We start from the raw sequence: 23,450 nt of genomic DNA, 5'->3' as shown, positions 1-23,450 counted from the left end.
TAACAAGATACCGTTATGTCAGATAATTCCCTTAAAAAGAACTTTGAAGTTCGCTACGATATGCTCTTGAACGCTATTCCGTCTTCCGTGTTGATGGTGGATAGAAAGCTACAGGTGCTGTCAGTAAATGATAATTTTTTATTAAAAAGTCAACGCAGCAAAGAGAATACCGTTGGTCGCCCTTTAGCGGAAGTATTTCCCATGGTTATTTTGCAAAGTACCGGAATTGAAGAAAGCATACGCAACGTGTTTCGTAGTGGCTTGGCAATCAAGGGACAGAAAATGACTTATCGTGCTCCGGGAGTGCCGCTACGAATTTATTATTACTCTATTCTACCCATTCCCAATGATCAGGTGATGCTGATTATGGAAGATGTGACTGAGCAGGTTCGGCTCTCTGAAGAAGTACGTCGAGTTGAGCGGCATCTGGCATCAGTAGTCGAAAGCGCAAGTGATATTGTGCTTTCGACTGATACGGAAGGGCGAATATTGACGTGGAATTCAGCGGCGGAAAAACTATCGGGTTTAAGTGTACAGGAAGTTCATGGTCGCTTTTTTTATGATCTCTGCGACGCTAATCAAAAACAGGTGGTACGGTTGATTTTTCAGCGGATGAAAACCAGTAATGAACCGCATACCACAGAGTTTCATTTATTAACGCCTAGTAAAGGCGGTAGTATTTTGATTTCCTGGGTATTTTCACCGATGCTGGATGATTATGGCAAAGCTGTAGGCACAGTAGTCGTGGGTCGTGATTTGGCGGAACGACGTAAGTTGGAATTACAACTGCGACAATCACAGAAATTAACGGCACTAGGTGTAATGGCCGGTGGGATTGCCCATGAAATTCGTAATCCGTTGGCGGTGTGTTCGTCATCGGCACAATTTTTACTTGAAAATAATATCACCGTTGAATTTCACAAAGAATGCGCACGAAAAATACAGGCCAATATACAAAAAGCCTCCGCGATTATTGAGAATCTGCTCCGTTTTGCGCGTTCGTCTCTGGATACTGAAATGGGCGAAGTCGATCTGGTTACCGTACTGAACGAAACCATCGAGCTTGTCGCTAATCAAGCCAAAGTGCAGAAAATTCAAATTCAGTTAACCTTACAAAGAACAGTTATATTGGTGTCGGGTGTATCGGGTTTATTACAGCAAGTATTCATGAATATTTTTCTTAATGCCATTAATGCGATGCCAAACGGTGGTGTATTAAGTATTACAGTTAATATGGTCGAAGATCGTGTTATTGTGCGTATTTTGGATACGGGTGTCGGTATTCCTGCCGGTGATTTGGATAAAATCTTTGACCCGTTTCATACTTCATCACCGGTAGGGCAAGGAACCGGTTTGGGTTTGTCTATTTGTTATAGTATTATTCGCCAACATCTTGGCTCTATTCAGGCGGAAAGCCGCTATGGCCAAGGCGCTACCATTATTGTTACCCTGCCGCTGCTTTGAAATTATGATCACACCTATTCTCATCGTTGATGATGAGCCTGACATGTGCTGGGTTATCTCCCAAATCATTGAATCACAAGGCTTGAATGTTGTCACCGCTTATAGCGGTGAAGATGCCTGTTTTAAGTTAGCCAATGGCGATTTTTCGGTGGTATTTTTGGATGCCAAACTACCTGATATGGATGGTTTGGAAGTCGCCAGACGCGCAAGTACCATGATACAAAACAGACCTCGGGTAGTGTTGGTTTCGGGTTATCATTATCAAGATGATCCCGTAGTTCGTCATGCCATTGATGATGGTATTATTTGTAGTTTTTTAGCCAAACCATTTACTAATGAAGAGTTATTGAAAACGCTACATTCGTTATTATTGACTGACAGGTAAGCTTATTGCCTTAAGAAATGCTCATACTATGTTAACTCGATTGATTGTTTGTTTTGCCTACTCTTTAAAAACATCTTCGCATTATAAAAATACCAAGCGTTTTTTTTATAATCTACTGGACAATCCGGATAGTAGAATTAAATCAAATTTTGATATTGTGATGATTTGCCTGGTTCTATTTAGTGTTATTTTACTAATTTACGAAGTAGATACCCAGTTGACCCGGTTTGAAAAACTATTTGAACAGGTCATCATCTTTTTGTTTATCATTGAATACTTACTGCGAGTCTGGCTTTATAACGATTCCCATGAAATTGTTTTGGAGCATTACGAAAAGGCCAAGTATTTAAATAGTCCTTTTCGACTGAGTGAGGTTGCCCGGCTAATTTTGGCCAAGAAAATACAGTATGTTTTTACGCCGTTGGCGGTGATCGATTTACTAGCTATTTTGCCGAGTTACCGACCAGTAAGCATGCTGCGCGTATTACTTATTTTTCGATTATTTAAGTTATTACGGTATTTTACCAGCCTGAAATTATTTGCCGAAGTCTTAAACAGCAAGCGCTTTGAGCTTTATAATTTGGCGATTTTGTTGGGTTTTCTGATATTTATCGGTAGTTCCGGGATTTATTTTTTTGAACATCCAACTAATGCCGGACAGGTCAGTAATTTATTTGATGCGGCTTATTGGTCGATAGTGACCGTTTCATCGGTCGGCTATGGAGATATTGCACCGCAAACTACAGGCGGCCGGTTAGTTGCCATGGCATTGATTTTGACCGGATTGGGTGTTTTATCTTTTTTTATCTCCATTATCGTTTCGGCATTTAGTGACAAAATGCAGGACTTACGGGAAAACAGAACCTATGCTGAACTAAAAGGCTATCCGAGTTTTGTTATTATTTGCGGATTCGGCAGGGTCGGACGGCATATCGCCATGCAGCTTGAAAAACACCAACAACATTTCGTTATCATTGATAGCAAAGAAGTTAATGCCTCTAAGGCAAGGCGGCTTGGCTACTTGGTTATTCATGCAGATGCCAGCAAAAATGAAGTTTTAATCAATGCCGGTATTAAAAATAAAGCGAGCGCTGTTTTATGCACGACCGGTGATGATGTGATTAATGTCTATATTACCCTGACCAGTCGGCATCTAAATCCGGATATTCGCATTATTTCCAGGGCAAATAATCAGGAAAATGTTAAAAAACTTTATCAGGCGGGGGCTGATAATGTTATTCAGCCTTTTGAAATAGCGGCAATGGTTGTAGCCGAGTACATTGGTCAACCGGTTGCTTTTGAGGCTATTTTAGGTATTATTCGCGAAGAAAAACAGTTCATCATGGAAGCGTTGTGCGTCTATTCAGGTTCTGTAATTGATGGCATGAAAATTTCTGAGGTTGACTTTGAGAGCAGAAAATTAATGCTGATCGGTGTAATCAGTGCTAATCCGGCACATCGTAAGCATAAAAATAGCTATAAATTAAAAAATGAGCATTTTTATTTTAACCCTGAACCTTACTTTGTCTTGCGGGGCGGTGATTTATTGGTGGTTTTAGGCAGAGAGATTGGTATTGATTATTTTCGGGATCAAATTGAAAAAAGCCAGGTAAAAAACGGGCACAGACGATGAAGAGAATTGCCATATTTGGCTATAGTATTATGTCTTTAGAGGTAATGAGCCGGTTAAATGAGGATGAATACAGCCTTGTTTTTATCGGGAAAGATGAGTTCGAAGCAGATTTGGTCGCAGAAAAAGGTTTTGAAGTTAAAATCATTGATTTTCGTAATGATGACGAACTAAAATCAATTGGTATAGGCGCTGATGTTGATATCATTTTTTGTTTTTATCCGAGAGATTCTGATAATGTGTTTTTAACAATCTCAGCGCGAGCTATAGATAAATCGCTGACTATTGTTGCTATTGTTGATGACCCCGAGTCCGCAGAAAAACTGTTGGCGGCCGGGGCTAACAAGATTATCGATCCTTATGAAATTTGTGGCAGAAAAACACATGACATGTTGGCCAAACCGGATATTACCAATATCCTCGATGCCACGGTGTTTGGGCGACATGATTTACATATTGCGCAAATAGAAATTGGTAAAGGATCTTGTCTGGAAAATACCAGAACCAGTGAATTAAGGTTAAATGAAAAATATAATTTAATTCTCGTCGGCGTAGTCGATAGCGACTCAGGTGAAGCACTACATTTTGCCATTGGTGAAAAAGAGTATACCCTCAATACAGGTGATGTTTTGATTGTGCTGGGGCCATCAAGAGAAATCAGAGCTTTTAAAGAAGAAGTTGAGGCCGTTTAGGAAAGAAAATGTCTGAAAATTGATATTTTTGTGAGATTGCAGTGCCGCCTGTTAGTGGTGAGATACAAGTTATCATAAAGTTACATTGGTCCCATCTTGGGTTGTAGGTATTTTAATAAAAGAAGTTGATCATGTGTAGAGTGCTAAAATTTAATTCGAGAATCTGGTTTTTATTGGGCTTCACAGGTTGCATGGGTTTGTTGGGTATGGGGGCTTATTTTCAATTGGTTGATGGTTTGGAGCCTTGTCCCTTATGTATTTCCCAGCGTCTGGCTATTTTATTGACTGGACTGGTTTTTTTAATTGCGGGGCTACATAATCCCGGACAGACAGGGGTAACACGTTATGCTGTTTTGGGTACCATCACCTCACTATTAGGCGCATCCATATCAACCCGACATGTTTGGTTACAACATTTACCGCCCGATGAAGTGCCGGAGTGCGGCCCTGGATTAGATTATATGTTTCAATATTTCCCCTTATTCGATACTCTCAAATTAATGTTAAGTGGTACCGGCGATTGTGCCAAGATAGACTGGACGTTACTGGGTTTTAGTATGCCCGTCTGGACTTTGCTGGCGTTTTTAATGTTGGCAACATTAAGTTTATTGCAAATCTGGAATTGTGAAAAAAAATAATAAGGTTCAAGGTTCAAGGTTCAAGGTTCAAGGTATAGTGTTTTTAATTTTTTGTTTGTAGTCATTTTTTAATTGAGATAGTTGAATGAAAAAAATTTTATGGGTATTGTTGCTGGCAATAAATTGTTCATCTGTACAGGCCGTCGGGGATTCAAATTCTTTAAAGAGTGCAATCTCGGGAAAACAGAGATCTACGGAACATAAAGCTCGTGATAGCTATCGGCACCCTTTGCAAACGTTGAAATTTTTTGATGTTAAAGAAAATATGACCGTGGTTGAAATCTGGCCGGGTGAAGGTTGGTATACCGAAATTCTGGCACCTTATTTAAAAGATAAGGGTAAACTTTATGCGGCGCATTTTTCAGCCGATGCAGAACTGGCCTATCACAAAAAAGGCCTGGAAAAATTTGTTGATAAAATGCACAAACAGCCTAAGGTTTACGATAAAGTTGAGCTAACTGCACTAGAGCCACCGGAATCATTGCAAGTTGCGCCGGATGGCTCCGCAGATAGAGTTTTGACGTTTCGTAATGTCCATAACTGGATGAAAAATGATCAAGCCTCGGCGGTATTTAAAGCCATGTACAAAGCATTAAAACCGGGAGGCATTTTGGGTGTTGTGGAGCATAGAAATAACCTGTTAAAGCCACAAGATACCAAAGCAGAGTCCGGTTATCTTAGTGAAGATTATGTTATCGCATTGGCTAGAAATGCCGGTTTTGAATTTTTGGGGAAATCTGAAATTAATGCCAATAGTAAGGATACCAAAAATTATCCCGAAGGCGTTTGGACGTTGCCGCCTTCTTTAGCGCTAAAAGATAAGGATCGTGATAAATACCTTGCCATCGGTGAAAGTGACCGGATGACCATTAAATTTATCAAGCCTGAATAAAGACTACCAACTTAAGTTGCGACGGATAGCATCCTTTGAAAGGATGCTATCCGTAAAATCATTCGACACTAAATAATAGTCGAATAAAGATGAAATTGATATAGAGATTTTAAATCTACATTTTTGTATCACTGCCCTTGCTTTAAGAAATGGAAATGAATCTAGGTGCCTTCAGTAAGCCTTATCATCATGTAGTGCTGTCTAACATGAAGTATGGGCATCAGAAAAAAACGCTCTACGGCCTTTTCATGGTCGGTCTTATACACATATCAAGACCTGTAAAAAATAATAACACAAGAAAATCAATACAGGTCGTTTTTCTGTCAACAATTATTTGCTAACTAATTGAAAATAAAGTAAAAATAATTACTGGCTTAAAGTTGTTCAATCTGACAAATATGTAATAAAAACCGCTAGTAAGGCTGGTTAAAAACAAGTTATTCACAGAGTTATCCACAGCTTCTGTGGGTAACTCAAATAGTTTAGGTGGCATAGTTACTTAGCCATAAAACCTCAAAAATAATTTAACTCCTATGGCCAAGTTGCATCCCGTTGATGAGCTGATTTTCAGATTTGATGTGTATAATTATAAAACAGTCACAGGAGATTATTATGTCTATTAATATTATGATCAATGATGATCTTTTGGCGAATGTTTTAAAATTGACAGGGATTAACTTAAAACGTGAAGCAGTAGAGCAGAGTCTTTAAATCCTGCTGGCATTAAAACAACAGGAAAAAATATTTTATGTTTACCGTATTTTTTATTGAACCAGAGCTTGATATTTTAATATGATTAACCCTCGCAGCCTGATTCGAGCACTTGAAAAACATTGGGACGTAATAGAGCGTATCGTGTTATTGGGCCGCGATCAAATCGCCTATGAGCGTAACGAGATTTTGGCGTTAATGGCTAAAGTCTATGTTCATGAATCATCTGAACAGCATGTAGAGCGTTTGCAACAGTTGGTTAACGCCGAATTGTTGGTTGAAATGTCGCATAGCAATACGTTGCAGCTTAACGAAAATGTCCGTCAATTTGTCGGTAGTTTGTTACATGAGCATGAATTGGGGTTGTCGGATATTTTAAAAGCCCGGATTGTTGATATTAAAACCGGTCTGGAGCAATTACAGCAGGCCGTGCAGGATCGGGATATGGTGGCATTGCAACGAGGTGCAGTGCGTATTGACAATCAACTTCGGCAAATTTTACAACAACTTGACCAAGATACCCATGCCATTCAGGACATTGCTGAACGCGCCAAAGCCGCTGACGAGAAAATGCCGTTGGCCAAGCGTTATCGTGAGGTTCTGGAAGCTTATGACCGTTATGTTCAACCCATGACAGAGTTAATGGATACCGGCGCGGGGGGGAGTTTTTATCCGTTGCTGGAAGATGCTGAAAAAGTATTGGAAGCGCTGGCACAGCAATTACTTATTCAAGGAGGTTTATACAGTCATCAGCGTTTGTTGCGACAAATAGGTTTTAGGGTTAAGGAATTACGGCAAAGCGGACTTCTCGCCTTGAAACAATGCACCAATACCTTGATGCCACTGCGAGAAGAATTGCGTCGACATAACCGGCTAAGCGCCGCGATTGGGCAGTTATTGGGTGACGTGCGCAAAAAAGGTTTGCGTAGAACATTTTCGCAACAGGATTTGCCAATTTGGCGTAAAGAGCGCGCGGTATCTGTTGCCATCGGGCCGGAGTTATTGACGTTAATGGAACAAGTGCGGCATTATCAGCCTAAAGCCGTTGATTTTCCGGAGTTGACCACTGAGGACACCCATATTCAGTTGGAACAGGTTGATGAGGACGCCATCCGGGAACACCTTTATCATAGCTTGCCGTTAAAGGACTTGATGCACTGGTTAACCGGCCATTATGGACATTATCAGGACATCACTTTGTTAAGGCTTTACCACACGTTTATTCGCTTGGCGGATATTGTCGCCATTCCCGACCCCAAAGAAACACGCATTGCTCTCAAGCAGGTCGCGATTCGCTTACACAGCCATACAATTACGTCTTTATGACACTTCATTCGACTCAACTGACCCAGCTAAAGCCACTCTTTAAACTATTAAGTTCAGGGACTCATTTAAACCGTTTGCAGGACACCGAACTTTGGGTTGAACTGGAAAATCAGCAAAGCCACTATCAGGACTTGTTTGCCGCGTTAGGTTTTGTATTGGTAGTGGATGGGCGGGGTTTTGCTTATTTTAAAACCGATCAAGCCAGTTCTTATACCGGTAAGCTGACCCGTCGACTCGCTTTGCTGTTGATGTTGCTGTTTGAATATCAAGCCGATCAAGGTTTGCATTTATTCCAGTTTCAGCAGTGGCGGCTTGATACGTCGTTGCTTGAAAAGCTGTGGCAGCAATATCACGCCATCCTGGAAGCCGAAGAAATGAATAGTCCGCAAATGTTAAAAGACATTTTGGACAGTGCGGCACGCGTCGGTTTTTTGGTGTTTGAAGACCAAGCCTATCGCCTGCTGACCGCCGTGCATCGTTACCTGGATTTGTTTGAGGAACTGGCGCAAGCTGACAGACCTGATCAGCTTCAGGCGGAATACGTTGAGGAGGATTTACTTTGAGCCTTTTACAGTACGGCTTTCAAAAGTTGGTATTATTAAACAGCGCAGGTTACAGTCGTGCTGAATTGCCGCTGGACGATTCAGTATCGATTATCGCCCCGAATAATACCGGCAAAACCAGTTTGATTAATGCCTTGCAGTTTCTGCTTATCCTTAATAAACAGCACATGGAATTTGGGGCGCACAGCTTTGAAAATACCCGACGTTTTTATTTTCCGGACAACAGTGCCTATATTCTACTGGAAGTGTTATTGCCGTCAGGCATGGCAGTGATTGGCTGTGTCGGCAAGGGCTTAAGCCATGATTATGAGTACTTTGCCTATCAAGGTAATCTTGATCTTGATGATTACCGGTTGGATGATGGTAAGTTGGTTACCCAGCCCAAGTTAATCGGCCGTCTGTTTGAGCGGGGCAAGCCGGCCAAAATATACCCACAAGCCGAGTTACGCGCCTTGTTGTACGGTAATCGTCAAAAACAACGTTCGGACGACCCCGATTTTACTATTTTCTCACTGGAATTTACGTCACAAGCAGTGACGTATCAACGGATTCTGACCCGAACGTTGCGCCTGGATCGTTTGGACAGCAAGGAAGTGAAAAACTATTTGCTGGAAATTTTTAAAAACGACTTGCAGGATCGCAGTGTCGATTTTAAAAATGAATGGGATAAGTCCTTTGCCGATGTCAACTACGACAAATCCCAGTATGACGCGGTGTTTCGCAACCAGGTGCGTATTGCCGGTATGGAAGATAGCCAGCAAACACGCCGCACTTTACGTGGTAAGGTTATTTTGTGGCGACCTTTAATTGATCAAGGCTTGAATGAATGGGAAGCTTATTACAACAGTACGTTTGAACAACTGATACAGGAGCTTAAGGCTTTAGTTGGAGATATTCAGGCGCTGGAAAATCGCCAGAAAGCCGTTTATAAAGATCAAGCTGAAACGGATAATCTTTTAAAAGGTCAGCAAAAAATAGAACAGCGCTGCCAGGAACTCACGCTGCGTTTTCAGTTTGTTAGCGATATGCCGCAATTGCAAAACCAACGACAAAACTTGCAAGAACAACGCGACGAACGGGTTAGGGTTATTAAAAATGCCGAGCAGCAACAATCATCTGATTCGATCAAGCGCAATATTGTAAAAATTGGTAAAGAAAAAGCCGATTTGCAACGCCAGTTAGCCAGTCTGGATAATAATTTATATCTGCAACTGCAAAAATTGTTGTCGATAAACAGTTTTGGGCTGTTAACCCGCTTGCTGGCAAAGTCTGTTTTAAGTTTACCGGTCACTGAAAATAGTGCAGTTAAACTGGACGACACCATTGCTTTTACGTCGTTTGCTGCACAACTGGAAAACAAATTATCCGCCAAACGCTTGGAACTGCCTGGTTTGTCGCTGGATTTGTCGGCGTTGGAGCCCAATCTGACGCTTAAAACAGCACAAGAACTGGAAACGGAAATCAACGATTGTGAGCGTCAGTTGGTCGAATGGCAAAATCTGTTACTGACAGTTGAAACGTTGGCCCAACAAAAACATCAGCAACAGGAGTTGGAGCGGCAAATCGCTGCATTGGATGTCGATATAAAAGACTACGAAGAATTACTGTTGATGCAGGCCAATCGGTCAGAACGGCTGCAAACCATAGCGGATGTGCTGCAAAAACTGGAATCTCTTAAACGGGAAGAGTTAACGCTAACCGATAAGAAAAGTAGCAACGCCCAATATCAGGATAATAATAAAGTCGCACAAAAAGAGCTACAAAGTCAGCATCAACGTATTAAAAATGCCCGTCATCAGCGTTTGGATCAATACGCACCGTTTGATTTTTTGGAGCAGTTGCCTTTTTTACCGTGCATGGAAATGGCTGAATTAGCTATGCCCGTCTTGGCTGACCGTATTGAAAGTTATAACCGCAATTGCCAAAAATTGAATACGCTTGACGATGAGCTTAACCGGCAATTGATGGATTTGCACCGGGACGGTTTGAGTAAGTTTCAAACGCAGGATTCTTCCGAACAAGAGCTTGATGCGTTGTTTGCCTATACGGTAAATTTAAGTCAGGAGCAATCAGCTATTGAACGCAAGGCGCGTTCTGCGGTGGTACAGATTGCGGCTATTTTGCGGGATTTGCGGGACAGTCTGGAAACGCTTAAACGGCGGATGCGCGAGTTTAATAACAAAATCAATCGCCGCCAGCTTTCTGATCTTAAGGTGTTTAAAATCGAACCCCGTGAAGAAGAAGCCTTGGTCAAGGCGATACAGACCCTAATTTCCACGTCTGAACAGGTTGACTCGGGAAACTCTTTCGATTTGTTCGACCATAATGCGGTGCTGGATGATAAAGAACTCAATAATGCCAAGGATACGCTAATCAAGGAAGGTGAAGCGCGAGGCGGACTGCGGGTTGAACATTTATTCCGGCTGGTTTTTATTATCGCCAAAGAAAATCAAACGCCTGCTGAATTTGAAGACATCGATAGCGCTGCTTCCAACGGTACCGTGCTGATGGCAAAGCTGATTACTGGTTTGGCGATGCTCAATCAAATGCAAGACCCTCGCAAAACCATAAAAACCGCATGTTATCTCGATGAAGCGGCGTCATTGGATCAACACAATCAGCGCAATTTGATAGAAATAGCGGCGGAATTTGGTTTTACATTGATTTTTGCTTCACCTGAACCACAAATTACCGCACGGTATTGTGTACCCATCGGCACAACCAATGGCAAAAATCATATCAGTCGGTTTAATTGGCAAATTTTGGAACCTATTAATAATGCTGATCTCAAGCCATTATCATGAGCATGTTAAGCGATGCATTAAAACGTCTGGTAAGCATTGACCAGCCGTTAATGGTATCGGCTTTTACACCTGGCCAGAGAAAATGTCTTGAGCAGTTTGCGCGTGAAACCCGTCTCATTGAACTTAAAAAGCAAGGTCGGGCAACTATTTATCAGGTCATTAATCGGCAAAGTGTTCTTAACTATCTACGTCAGTTGCATCCTCTGGATGAGGCTTCCTTGCCTGACGGTTTGCCGACACGCAGCCGCAATATTGGCATGGATCGCAATAGCAAGACCGGTCAAATCGGTCACGATTGTTGGTATTTATTGATGAAAGCGTGGGATTCTGACGTCGTTTGGCAGAATGCCAATGACCGGATGCGGCCTTCTGATCTTACTGCGCGTTTTGGCGTTGCTGCCTTACAAATCAATGCGGGATTAAGTTCAGGGCTAGGTTGGCAATGTAACCGACCGTTGTTATTGGTTGAAAATCAGGCATTGTTTGACCAGTGTGATTGGTTGCCTCAAGATTTTAAGGGGTGTTTGGCTTATTATGCCGGTCAGCTTTCTGAGGTATTGTTGCAATGGCTTTCTGAACAAAAACGCACTGATGAAGTGACATTGTTTCCGGATTATGACGGTATTGGTTTGACCAACTACGCCCGCTTGGTTAGTGCACTTCACCCTGAATCTGCGTTACAGTTTTACTGGTTACCGGATTGGGAAAATAAATTGGAAAAATTTGGCAACACCGAAATTTGGTTGAAAACTCGGGTACAATTTAAAAATGCTTTTGCAAAATTGACTGTGCAGAATGCATTGAACTCTGATTTTATTAAATTGGGTAGTCTATCGCAACGTTACGGCAAGGCATTGGAACAAGAAGCGATTTGGTTGTACCCCGTTAATTATTAGCCAATTGCTTTAATAACCCAACATTTAACGTCTTCATGGGTTACGGCTGTTGTTCAGCCCAGCCTAAATGACGGCCCATTGATTTATTGGAATCCCGGATACATGCGACAGTTAGGATTACAAAAGCGAGACTCTACCAATAATGGCTAAGTTGCATTCCGGCGCCTTACTGATTTTTAGAGTGGCTATTCCCATCCCTGTTTATCGTTTATTTGATTATCTGGCTCCTGATAATGTTGATCTCGATAACATTAAGCCCGGACTGCGCGTGGAAGTCCCTTTTGGCTTAGGTAAAAAGATTGCCTATCTGTTTGAAGTTGTTGGTCACAGCGAGATTGAAACCGGTAAATTAAAACAGGTTTTACGAATTTTGGATCATAAGTCGTTATTATCGAGCAAAGATTTGCGGTTGTTGACGTGGGCTAGTCATTATTATCATCATCCCATGGGCGAAGTGATCAGTACGGCTTTTCCGGCGGCACTCCGGCAGGGAAAGTCAGTAGTCTTAAAAACAGAAAAACATTATGCACTGACGGATTTAGGCAAAATAACACCCGGTACCGACTTGCTTCGGACACCCAAACAGAAAAGTGTGTTGGAAAAGTTTCAATCCTCTCCCGTTTGTTTATCAGAAGCCGAGCTCTCGCTATGGAATAATAACTGGCGATCTGCGGTGAAACAGTTAATTTTCAGGCAATTGCTTCAGGTTGAATTGAGCGATGCCAAGGTGAGTAGACCGGAGGTGTTAATAAAAAATACTGCCTTGCTTTGCAATCCTCCGCAGCAAGTGGCGATAGACGCGGTTTGTAAAAGTCTCGGGCAATTTGGAGTTTTTTTATTGGAGGGCGTTACCGGTAGCGGTAAAACAGAAGTTTATTTACAGATTATTCACAAGGTGCTGGAGCGAGGACAACAGATTTTGGTACTGGTACCGGAAATCACCCTGACTCCGCAGCTTGAGGATCGGTTTAGGCAGCGCTTTGCCGTCAATATTGCCTTATCGCATTCCAAACTCACCGATCTTCAACGACAAACAGCCTGGTTGCAGATGCAGAGCGGTGAATGTTCGATCTTGCTGGGTACTCGTTCTGCATTGTTTACGCCATTAAAAACCCCGGGATTGATTATTCTTGACGAAGAGCATGATGGCTCATTCAAACAACAGGAAGGTTTTCGTTTTTCTGCCAGGGATATTGCCATTGTGCGTGGCAAGATGTTACATCTTCCGGTTTTGTTGGGTTCTGCGACACCGTCCCTGGAAAGCTTGCATAACGTTGATAAACAGCGTTATCAATTATTACATTTACCGGAGCGTGCCGGAAATGCAATAGAGCCGGTTCTGCAATTAATGGATATCAGAAATAAAAGAATCCGGGAAGGCTTGTCTGAAGGGCTGATTGAGGAAATGCGCAGAACCTTGGCAAAAAATGAACAGGTCTTGCTGTTTCTAAATCGACGCGGTTTTGCACCCACGCTTATTTGTCATGGCTGCGGTTGGGTTGCACGTTGTCAACGCTGTGATGCCAATTTGGTCATTCATTTCGATGAAGAGTGTCTGCGTTGCCATCATTGCGGTAAGGAACAACGCTTGATTAAGCATTGTCCTGCCTGCAAGGTCGGTGAGTTGACACCGTTGGGACTGGGTACCGAACGGGTCGAGAAAGTATTGGCGGAGCTTTTTAAAGATAAGGTAACGGTTAGGTTGGATCGTGATTCCACGCAGCGTAAAGGTTCGCTAGAAAACTATTTACAGCAAATAAATCAAGGTAAAGTCGATATTATTTTAGGGACGCAAATGTTGGCTAAGGGTCATCATTTTCCTAATGTAACCCTGGTGGCGATTATTGATGTGGATAGCGGCTTATTCAGTATTGATTTTCATGCTTCCGAAAAACTGGCGCAAATGATTGTTCAGGTTTCAGGCCGTGCCGGACGCGCTGAAAAACCGGGTAAGGTCATTATGCAGACCCGTCAGCCTGAACATCCTTTATTAACAACGTTAATTCGACAAGGTTATCGCAGTTTTGCCAAAACAGCGCTGGCAGAGCGTAAAGAAGCATTGTTGCCGCCCTTTAGTTATCAGGCCTTATTGCGCGTACAAGCAGGCAATGAGGAGACGCCGCTGTTGTTTTTTGAAGCCGTCAGCGTATTGGTACAGAAATGTAATCCGGGTCATACCCAGGTTTTGGGTCCCGTACCTGCTCCCATGGCCAGACGTGCCGGGCTTTACCGTTATCAATTATTGCTGCAAAACAGTCGCCGCAAGGAGTTGCATGTTTTACTGGCGCTATTAATACCGGAAATTGCCAAGCTCAAACAGGCAAAAAAAGTACGCTGGTCGCTGGATGTTGATCCGGTGGATTTGTACTGATATTGTTTGAATGGATAATCGGGGGGTTTTAATGGATAATAAGCGACTATTTATCCGATTTAACTACGCAGTGAAGCAATGAAACAAAAAATAGAGGAACTGATTTTACAAGCCGTTGAAACTCTTAAGACTGAGGGTATTCTTGGTATGGAAATTATTCCGAATATATCGATAGAACGCACCCGTGATGCACAACATGGTGATTTTGCTTCAAATCTGGCTTTAATGCTGGCAAAACCAGCGAAAGCAAATCCTCGGGAACTGGCGATAAAAATCATCGCGGCATTACCTCAGCATGATGCAGTCATTAAAGTGGAGTTGGCGGGACCGGGGTTCATTAATTTTTTTATTAATCCCAATTCCCAGTATCAGATTGTCAGTCAGATTCATGATCAGGGACGAGAATTTGGTTTGAGCACTGTGGGTGCTGGCAAAAAAGTTCAGGTTGAGTTTGTTTCAGCCAATCCTACCGGGCCTTTGCATGTAGGTCATGGTCGGGGAGCGGCTTATGGTTCTGCGGTAGCTGATTTATTAAAAGCGGTCGGTTTTGACGTGCATCGTGAGTATTATGTCAATGATGCCGGCCGGCAAATGGATATATTGGCTACCAGCGTTTGGCTAAGATATCTTGAAGAATGCGGCGAACTGGTACATTTTCCCAGCAATGGGTATCGCGGCGACTATGTGCGTGAAATTGCCAGGGATATTCATAAAAACGACAACAATGATTATCGCAGACCGATAGAGTTGGTATTGGAAAACATACCACCTGATGAGCCCCAAGGTGGCGATAAAGATACGCATATTGATGCGCTTATTGACCGGGCGAAAACCTTGTTGGGTATGCCGCTGTATGGTGATTTTTTTCAAATCGGGCTCAACAGTATTCTGGATGACATCAAGGTTGATTTGAAGGAATTTGGGGTTGATTACCAGCAATGGTTTTCAGAACGCGATTTAATGAATGACGGTTCGGTTGAAAAAGCCCTTGAACGCTTACGCATTGGCGGTCATCTTTATCAGCAAGATGGCGCGACCTGGTTTGCGTCCAGCAAGTTAGGCGATGAAAAAGATCGTGTGGTGATTAGAGAGAACGGCCAATATACTTATTTTGCTTCAGATATTGCCTATCATATGAACAAGCTGGATCGCGGCTTTGATCAAGTGATTGATATTTGGGGCGCAGACCATCACGGCTATGTCCCCAGAGTCAGGGCAGCCATTCAGGCTCTGGGTGCTGACGAGTCCAAATTAAAGGTATTGTTGGTACAATTTGCAGTCCTTTATCGAGGTGAGGAAAGAGTACAAATGTCTACCCGCTCAGGTGAATTTGTTACTTTGCGTCAATTGCGTAGTGAAGTTGGCAAGGATGCGGCACGTTTCTTTTATGTGATGCGAAGGTCAGAACAGCACATGGATTTTGATTTGAAATTGGCGACCTCAAAATCCAATGAAAATCCGGTATTTTATGTACAGTACGCTTATGCAAGAGTTTGTAGTGTATTACGTCAGCTTGATGAAAAAGGTCTGGAAAGAAATCAGTTACAGGGCATGGAAAACCTGTCGAAGTTAACTGAAGAACACGAAATTTCGTTGCTGGGTACTTTGGCGCGGTATCCTGAAGTTGTTGAACGTGCGGCTTTGCAGTATGAGCCGCACCAACTGGTTCTTTATCTGCGTGATTTGGCTCATGAATTTCATACTTACTACAATGCCCATCAGTTTCTCGTTGAAGATGTTTGTATTCGCGATGCCAGATTAAATTTGGTGTGTGCGGTAAGACAGGTTCTCGCAAACGGCTTGGGCTTGTTAAATATCAACACACCTGAATCCATGTAATGTCCAGAGATTATAAACCAAGACCGAAAGGTAGATCTGCCAGCCAGAGCAGAAAAAAATTCGACCAGAAATCAGGTATTGGTTTGTGGAAATGGATGCTGATTTCCGCAATAATTATTGCCTTTGTGGTTTTTTTGGTTTATTTACGTAGCTCAGGATCGGAACAAGACAATCTTCAGCAGGCTTCACAAACGATAGCCAATAAGACAGGTGTGGAAAATGGAGTAACACCTAAAGAAGGACAAAAACCTGAAGTTAAGCCAGGCCCTAAACTGCCTCAGTTTGATTTTTACACGATTTTGCCTGACAAAGAAGTGGTTGTGCCGGAGTACGAAATTAAAACCCGAACACGCGAAGAACGTGTGGGTAAGGCCAAAGAAGCTCATTACCTTATGCAGGCCGGTTCTTTTAAGACATTTAAAGAAGCTGACCGGTTAAGGGCAAAGCTTGCTTTAATGGGGATAGAATCCAAAGTCGAGAAAGCAAAAGTCGGTAGCGTAAACTGGTATCGCGTTAAAATGGGGCCTTATGCCCAGACTGATAGCGTCAATGCTATCAGGGCGAGGCTAAGGCAGAATGGTATTGATGTGCTTGTTACTGAAACCGGCCAATAAGTAGCGGTAACTTAAAAAGCCGGGACAAAATAGAGTTATCGAAGAGACGCAGAATGTTGCGTCTCTTCGGGTTGCCTTACTTACGTGCCTTCCTCTTTATCACTGCTATCATCATCAGAGGTCATATCGGAAATCTCTTTTAATCGGGATATCGCCTTAAAATTGATGCTGTTATCAGGATATAAACCTTCGTCATTTACCTCGCCAGCAGGTTCTCCCGTTAATAGTTCTAGGGTTTCATTAACACTCGCTACTGCATAAACCGCAAATAAGCCATTGGCAACGGCATCAATCACTTCCTGTTTTAACATCAGATTGCGTTTATTGGCGGCAGGAATAATAGCGGCATGTTGCCCATTAAGTCCCCTTGCCTTACAAAGCCTGAAGTAACCTTCTATTTTCTCGTTTACCCCGCCTATCGCTTGCACTTCACCGTATTGATTAATTGAACCGGTAACCGCAAACGTTTGCTTGATGGGTATTCGTGTGAGTGCAGAAATAAGACAACATAGCTCAGCCAGCGAAGCACTGTCGCCATCAATATAACCATAAGATTGTTCAATGGCGATACTGGCGGATATGGCTAAAGGAAATTCCTGCGCGTAAGAATGGCCCAGATAACCCGTTAAAATTAATACGCCTTTTGAGTGGATGGCCTGACCCAGTTCTGCTTCTCTTTCAATATCAACGATACCTCTGGAGCCGGGATAAACGGTCGTGGTGATACGTGCCGGTGCGCCGAAGCTGCTACCGCCTATTTCCAGTACGGTTAAGCCGTTTATTTTGCCAACTGCTGCACCTTCAGTATCAATAAGGATGGTACCATCAAGCATCTCATCGAGTATGGCCTGAGATAATCTGCCGTTACGGTGTTCTCTCGCTGCCAGAGCTTGTTCAATATGGAATCTGTCGATTTCATTGTGCTTGGCTTGCTTACAAAACAGATTGGCTTCAGCAATAATGTCCAAGGAATCTTTGATGTGTGCAGAAAAATGGTGTTGATTTTCTGACAGTCGACAACTGTGCTCAATCAAGCCTTCAATCGCTGCTCGTGTTAATGGATGGGCGCCCGAATCGACTGCCTGTTTAAGCATTAATACGGCAAATCCCTGCATGGATTCATTGGTCCGTGGAATATGGCTATCAAAGTCGGCAAGGATTCTAAACATCTCGTTAAATTCACTATCCATTTCTTCCAACAGATAATAAATATCCCGCGAACCGACCAGTATCACTTTTACATTTAACGGAATTACTTCCGGCTTTAAGGTAATGGTGTTGATGCCCAGCTCGGAATATGGCGATTCAATTTCAATGCGACCTGATTGTAAGGCCCGTTTAAGCCCTTCCCATACAAAGGGATAGGTCAATAATTTTTCGGCATCGAGAATTAAATAACCGCCATTGGCTTTATGCAGAGAACCTGCACAAATTTTTCGGTAATTGGTAATTAAAGTACCCTGATCGCTGACATATTCAATACGGCCAAACAGATTCTGGTAAATGGGATGTGGTTCATAAACAACCGGCGCGCCGCTTTCCTGTTTATTATCGACCAGAATATTGGGCACGTATTGTTCAGTTAGCGTCAAGCGTTTTGCGATAGTCTCGCGGGGTTCCAGTGTCCGCCCCGGCATCAGATAATCGGCAATCGTGTTGTCCAGGTTTTTTCTGATTTCTGATAGATAAGTGATGACATCATCAACATTCTGATATTTATCATTCAATTCCGAAAACAGCGGCTCTATTGCCAAATTAATGGTGTCATTATCAAGTTGCTTAATTTTTTCAACCATCGTTCTGCGCCACTGGGGTAATTCCAGCAAGACGTCACTCAGATATTCTTCCAGTTTTTCAACGTGACTGTGAAAAGCTTCGCGTTCAGTTTGCGGTAATTGAGTGAATTGCTCCTCGTTGAGGGATTTATTATCCCGGATTGGAGCAAAGGTAATAGACTCGCTTTCCCTGAACAGGGCGATGCTGTTTTTCTGGGCTTTTTTATCAACCAGATCAATGGCGTTGTTGTAACACTGGCCAAACTGCCGCTCAAGTGCAGATTTTTTTTGCTGATAAGCGGGGCTTTCAAAAGCCGCCGGAAAAGTTGCCAATAAATCATCAACTAATTTTTCAATATCCTTACTGAACACCTGACCGTATTCGGCAGGTAATTCAACGACAACAGGCTCTCTGGAGTTTTCAAAATTATCCACATAAGCATAGCATGGCGGTGCTGGCAGAGATTGGGCGAGTGCGCCAAGATGGTCGGTAATCATAGTCAATCGACCCAAGCCAGGCTCACCCATCACAAAAATATTGTAACCGGGATTGGGCATGGCAACACCAAACTCCAATGCTGACTGCGCTCTTGGTTGCCCTAAAATGCCACTTTGCAACCGGGGTGCTTCCGGGAATTCATAGCCGGTCAAATCGACGTTTAATTTCAGTGACTCAAGTGGAAGCTGTAAGGTAGTAGGCATGGATAAGTTCGATGGTCTTCAGATTGCAAACAATCGACCATTCTAACATTTTTATAATATTGTTCCATAACATGTAACCGGATTTTCGCAATTCCCTGTTTGACTAAAGCCTGATCGGTTACCGGTTTGTTGATAGCGGCTTGTTCGATAACAAGCGCAGATAAACAATCAGGCAAAAAAGCAGTATTATCAGGGCAATAATAACCGGTTGATCGCCCAGTCTTGCATAAGGAGTCATGCCGTGCATGGGCGTTATCCAATCAGTTAATACCGCCTCTTTAAATACCGGAGCCTGGCTGATAATTTTGCCATTCGGTGCAATGATAGCTGTGACACCGGTATTGGTAGATCGCAACATAAAGCGTCCGGTTTCCATAGCTCGCATTCTGGCAATTTGCAGATGCTGATGTGGCTCTATTGAATCGCCAAACCAGCCATCGTTGGTCACGTTAACCAGATAAGCCGCAGCAGCCAAGTTTATCAAACCGGCATCACCAAAAGCATCTTCATAACAAATAGAAGTTATAAACGCATAACCACCGGCTTTTAATAAGGGTTGGTCGATGCTGCCTGGAGTAAAATTACCCAGTTTTATGCCCAAGCTGTTTAAAATAAAACCGGACACCGGTTGCCAGGGCAAATATTCACCGAAAGGCAATAAATGTTTTTTTCGATACATGCCGGTTTCTTTACCCAGTGTCATAACGGCATTATATTTTTCAGCCGTTGAGTCTCCATGCGCCGGAAGACTGACAATTAAATCGGTATGATGTTGGCGGGCAGCTTTACTTAAAGGTAGTAAAAACCACTCATTAACTTCCGATAAATAAGCCGGAATGGAGGTTTCAGGCCAAACAATAACGTCAGAATCCCAATGTACTTCAGTCATCGTTTTATAGTATTGCAGGGTACCAAGCTTATTTTCCGGTCGCCATTTTTTATCCTGGGTAATATTGCCCTGAATCAATGACACACGGATGGGCTCGCCTATCGCATCAGTCCATTTTATTGTTTGTAAAACACTGCCTGTAATCCACAAGGCAGCAAGCACCGCAGTCAATAACAGCCGGTGTTTTTTGCTTTGTAACATAGCTACCAGGGCAGCTGCCGTTAATGCTGTTAAAAACCCGGTACCATAAACACCCACTATAGGGATATAACCTGCCAAAGGCGTTGCCAATTGCGAGTAAGCGATTTGTAGCCAGGGAAAACCATTAAGCACCAGACAGCCACGAAGATATTCAACTAACAGCCAAATAACCGGCATCACTATCACCGAGACAAGCCCTTTGTTAACCGGCAGTATCTTTACGGAAAGATAACCTGCCAGCGCCGGAAACAAAGCCCAAAAACTACAGAACAGGCAAGTTAACAAGCCGGCACTTAGACTATCGGCACCGCCAAAATCATGAATGCTGATATAGACCCAGGATACGCCCAAGCCAAACGAGCCCAAGCCAAATAGATATCCTCTCAACAGCGCACGTTTGGGGGTGACGTTTTGCCATGAAGTAAACAGCAAGCCCAGTGCTAGGGGTGCCAGATAGGCATAATTAAAAGGAGAAAAAGCCAGGGTGAAGAAAATACCCGCAATAGCCGGGAGCAAATCCCAATAATTTTTCGATGAAATTTGCATGTGTTAGGATTATGGCGATAAAAAAAGCAGGCAAAAATAATAAGGCCATTATAACCAGACCTTTATAACAATCGCGTTAAGCGTTATAAAACAGCTGAAAATAGTCGTCATATCGTAACCAAGCGCCATGATATGCTTAACGCTTGGTAAATAATTTCTTAATCGAGGTGTTTTATGTTTGCCGTACTTAACCCAAGCCATTACAGCACAGAAGAATACTTGGTACTGGAACGGAGTGCATCGTCTAAAAGTGAATTTCATAATGGTGAAATTTATGCGATGACCGGTGCAAGCCGGAAGCATAATTTGATAACGGTTAATATTGCACGAGAACTAAGTGTGCAACTCAAAAAACGTCCTTGCGAAGCCTATATGAATGATATGCGGGTCAAGGCAGTCCAGGCACGTAGTTACCATTACCCAGATATAGTTGTTGTGTGCGGCACACCGCAATTTGAGGATGCCTTTGTTGATACTTTACTTAACCCTACCGTGCTGATTGAAGTACTGTCGCCGTCTACTGAAGCTTATGACCGGGGCGGTAAGTTCGCTCATTATCGTAAAATAGCGTCCTTGCAGGAATATTTGTTGGTGACGCAAGACCAGGCGAGTATAGAGCGTTATGTACGACAAGACGAGGTTTGGATATTAACGGAAGCGTTAGGGTTAGATGCTTCCATGCCACTGGAAAGCATTGATTGCATTCTCAGTCTGCGCGAGGTTTACGATAAAGTTCTGGATGATGAGGATAATAATAACGAGGCTGTAACGTAGTTATAGATTCTCAGATAAATAATTTCGATGCCAACAGATACTATCCTTTCAATGGATGTTATCTGTATGAGCTTACAACGACGTGAATGGAAATTTAATTTCTAAAAGACTATATGTATCGCATACCGCATTAATTAAAGAGAAAACCTGTTATGAAAAAATTTGTTTTAAGACTTGTTTGGGCTGGAGTCGCCGTATCAGTCATGGCGTTTTCCGGTATGGTGCAAGCAGCACCGGATAATAACTTGAAGATAGTTATCATCCGGCATGGAGAAAAGCCGGAAAATGGCGATAATCTGTCATGTCAGGGAGAGAGCCGAGCTCTGCAACTTCCTGCTGTTTTATACCAGAAATTTAACGTACCGGACTATACTTACGTGCCGTCACTGGGGCTGGATAAATCGACAAAGCACGCCAGAATGTTTCAGACCGTCACCCCGTTTGCCATTAAGTATAATCTGACGATCAACAGTAAATACGATGAAAAGGATTATTCAACGATAGCCAAAAAAATATTGGAAAAAACCGGTACCGTTTTTATGGTCTGGGAGCATAGCGCCATTGCACCGCTGGCTGAGGAGCTGGGAGTAAATAATCCGCCGACTTGGGATGGTAAGGATTTTGACAGTATTTGGGTTATCACTTATCAGAACGGTAAAGCGCTGTTGTCTACTGACAAAGAAGGCATAACCACATCCCTTGATTGCAAGTTTTAAAACCAAATTTGATAATCAAGCGGTTGCAAGGAATGCTTCAGCCTTACAGGTTTTCTGTGTGGCTGAACAGGTTAAAAAGCTAATCCGTTTCGGTAATGAAATAGGGTAAAACGACCTTTAGGCTTTCCTAAACATTACTTGACGGTAAAGCCTTGTCTGAATCAAGACGGCATATTTATTAATAGGTTAAACGCGTCTTCTTCGAAATATTCAATAATAAAAAAAGAAATGCACTTAACACAGCCACCTTTTCATGTTGATATATATTTTTCTAACTGGTGATAAAAAATATTATTTTGACGTTGGCCAGTAAGTTACGGAATGATGCCGATCTGCGCTGGTTATATACCGGTGAACAAAAAGCCAAGGGTCGATCTCGCATGTTTGCAGGCAAAGTGTGTTTCGATGGTTTGTCACGCTTTGAACTGGCAGGAGAAATCGATGGCCAGCGCGTCTATACCGCTGTCGTCAATGCGCTGACGTTCAAACGTAATCTGCGGATTGTCTATATCGTGCGGGAAGAAAAAGGCAAAACCTATACGGCATTATTACTCTGCACCGACATTGACTGTGCCGCCATGGACATTCTGCGCTATTACAAGGCAAGATTTCAGATTGAATTCGTGTTCCGCGATGCCAAGCAATACACTGGACTATGTGATTGCCAAACGACTTCCGAAGCAAAATTGAGCTTCCATTTCAATGCCTTATTGGCCGCACTGAATTTGCTGCACTTGGAAGACCGGCAGCAAGCTTTGGAAGGTGCGAGCCGCAACGTCATTTCCATCGCCATTTGAAAGACCCGTAAATTCAATGCCCATTTATTGGAAAGATTTTCTTGCCACTTAGGGATCGACTTTACTGTCATAAAATCCAGCCAAGGCTTTGCAGCCCTCTGTAATTATAGGGCTATCGCCGCGTAAACTATCCGAAGTATTGTAATTGTAATAACTTAAAACAATTCGTATTGTTATGACCTTCATTGTTGTAACGCTGATAAAAATCAGCGTTACAATCGCTCA

At 42.8% G+C, this 23,450-nt stretch carries 19 protein-coding genes; 17 read left to right on the top strand and 2 right to left on the bottom strand.

Features of this window, described 5'->3' with window-relative positions:
* The first annotated feature begins 15 nt into the window (after positions 1-15).
* The 14 genes from KKZ03_RS04685 to KKZ03_RS04620 all read left to right on the top strand — a co-directional run bounded on the left by KKZ03_RS04685 (position 16) and on the right by KKZ03_RS04620 (position 16,825).
* Entirely contained in the window at positions 16-1,464 is a 1,449-nt protein-coding gene (locus tag KKZ03_RS04685; RefSeq protein WP_243220388.1) for a PAS domain-containing sensor histidine kinase, read from the top strand.
* Positions 1,421-1,849, top strand: coding sequence for a response regulator (locus tag KKZ03_RS04680; protein WP_243220387.1), 429 nt, complete (start codon positions 1,421-1,423; stop codon positions 1,847-1,849). Before KKZ03_RS04685 ends, KKZ03_RS04680 begins: the two co-directional genes overlap by 44 nt.
* 28 nt (positions 1,850-1,877) lie before the next feature.
* Positions 1,878-3,482, top strand: coding sequence for an NAD-binding protein (locus tag KKZ03_RS04675; protein WP_243220386.1), 1,605 nt, complete (start codon positions 1,878-1,880; stop codon positions 3,480-3,482).
* Entirely contained in the window at positions 3,479-4,171 is a 693-nt protein-coding gene (locus tag KKZ03_RS04670; RefSeq protein ID WP_243220385.1) for a TrkA family potassium uptake protein, read from the top strand. The genes KKZ03_RS04675 and KKZ03_RS04670 overlap by 4 nt, the downstream gene beginning before the upstream one ends.
* Positions 4,172-4,302: 131 nt before the next feature.
* Positions 4,303-4,809, top strand: coding sequence for a disulfide bond formation protein B (locus tag KKZ03_RS04665; RefSeq protein WP_371744848.1), 507 nt, complete (start codon positions 4,303-4,305; stop codon positions 4,807-4,809).
* A gap of 85 nt (positions 4,810-4,894) precedes the next feature.
* Positions 4,895-5,701, top strand: a complete 807-nt coding sequence (locus KKZ03_RS04660; RefSeq protein ID WP_243220384.1) for a class I SAM-dependent methyltransferase — start codon at positions 4,895-4,897, stop codon at positions 5,699-5,701.
* A gap of 612 nt (positions 5,702-6,313) precedes the next feature.
* Positions 6,314-6,412, top strand: a complete 99-nt coding sequence (locus KKZ03_RS04655) for a type II toxin-antitoxin system VapB family antitoxin (RefSeq protein WP_243220383.1) — start codon at positions 6,314-6,316, stop codon at positions 6,410-6,412.
* Positions 6,413-6,493: 81 nt separating this feature from the next.
* Positions 6,494-7,738: a hypothetical protein gene (locus KKZ03_RS04650; RefSeq protein WP_243220382.1), complete on the top strand. Its 1,245-nt coding sequence runs from the start codon at positions 6,494-6,496 to the stop codon at positions 7,736-7,738.
* Positions 7,735-8,301 carry a hypothetical protein gene (locus tag KKZ03_RS04645; protein ID WP_243220381.1) on the top strand — a complete coding sequence of 189 codons (567 nt, stop codon included), beginning with the start codon at positions 7,735-7,737 and terminating at the stop codon, positions 8,299-8,301. Before KKZ03_RS04650 ends, KKZ03_RS04645 begins: the two co-directional genes overlap by 4 nt.
* Positions 8,298-11,105: a hypothetical protein gene (locus tag KKZ03_RS04640; protein WP_243220380.1), complete on the top strand. Its 2,808-nt coding sequence runs from the start codon at positions 8,298-8,300 to the stop codon at positions 11,103-11,105. Before KKZ03_RS04645 ends, KKZ03_RS04640 begins: the two co-directional genes overlap by 4 nt.
* Positions 11,102-12,001, top strand: coding sequence for a hypothetical protein (locus tag KKZ03_RS04635; RefSeq protein ID WP_243220379.1), 900 nt, complete (start codon positions 11,102-11,104; stop codon positions 11,999-12,001). The genes KKZ03_RS04640 and KKZ03_RS04635 overlap by 4 nt, the downstream gene beginning before the upstream one ends.
* Positions 12,002-12,143: 142 nt before the next feature.
* Positions 12,144-14,372 carry a primosomal protein N' gene (locus tag KKZ03_RS04630; RefSeq protein ID WP_243220378.1) on the top strand — a complete coding sequence of 743 codons (2,229 nt, stop codon included), beginning with the start codon at positions 12,144-12,146 and terminating at the stop codon, positions 14,370-14,372.
* Positions 14,373-14,450: 78 nt separating this feature from the next.
* Positions 14,451-16,211 (top strand): arginine--tRNA ligase, encoded by a 1,761-nt coding sequence (gene argS / locus KKZ03_RS04625; protein ID WP_243220377.1) that lies wholly within the window; start codon positions 14,451-14,453, stop codon positions 16,209-16,211.
* Positions 16,211-16,825, top strand: coding sequence for an SPOR domain-containing protein (locus KKZ03_RS04620; protein ID WP_243220376.1), 615 nt, complete (start codon positions 16,211-16,213; stop codon positions 16,823-16,825). Before argS ends, KKZ03_RS04620 begins: the two co-directional genes overlap by 1 nt.
* A gap of 80 nt (positions 16,826-16,905) precedes the next feature.
* Here the strand turns inward: KKZ03_RS04620 and KKZ03_RS04615 are convergent, their stop codons facing one another.
* Together KKZ03_RS04615 and lnt are read right to left on the bottom strand one after the other, a co-directional pair.
* Positions 16,906-19,302, bottom strand: coding sequence for a Lon protease family protein (locus KKZ03_RS04615; protein ID WP_243220375.1), 2,397 nt, complete (start codon positions 19,300-19,302; stop codon positions 16,906-16,908).
* Positions 19,303-19,420: 118 nt separating this feature from the next.
* Positions 19,421-20,938: an apolipoprotein N-acyltransferase gene (gene lnt, locus KKZ03_RS04610; RefSeq protein WP_243220374.1), complete on the bottom strand. Its 1,518-nt coding sequence runs from the start codon at positions 20,936-20,938 to the stop codon at positions 19,421-19,423.
* 174 nt (positions 20,939-21,112) lie between these two features.
* Here lnt and KKZ03_RS04605 point away from each other — a divergent pair, with 174 nt between their 5' ends.
* From KKZ03_RS04605 to KKZ03_RS04595, 3 genes are all read left to right on the top strand, one after another.
* Positions 21,113-21,712, top strand: coding sequence for a Uma2 family endonuclease (locus tag KKZ03_RS04605; protein WP_243220373.1), 600 nt, complete (start codon positions 21,113-21,115; stop codon positions 21,710-21,712).
* A gap of 152 nt (positions 21,713-21,864) precedes the next feature.
* Complete coding sequence (locus KKZ03_RS04600; RefSeq protein ID WP_243220372.1) at positions 21,865-22,428, top strand: histidine phosphatase family protein; 564 nt, start codon at positions 21,865-21,867, stop codon at positions 22,426-22,428.
* A gap of 278 nt (positions 22,429-22,706) precedes the next feature.
* The gene (locus tag KKZ03_RS04595) at positions 22,707-23,225 is read left to right on the top strand and encodes a transposase (RefSeq protein WP_243220371.1); all 519 of its coding nucleotides are present in this window, start codon (positions 22,707-22,709) and stop codon (positions 23,223-23,225) included.
* Positions 23,226-23,450: the final 225 nt, after the last annotated feature.

The sequence above is a fragment of the Methylobacter sp. S3L5C genome (assembly GCF_022788635.1).
In the GTDB taxonomy this organism is placed as follows: domain Bacteria; phylum Pseudomonadota; class Gammaproteobacteria; order Methylococcales; family Methylomonadaceae; genus Methylobacter_C.
This window is presented reverse-complemented; position numbering and strand designations above follow the sequence as displayed.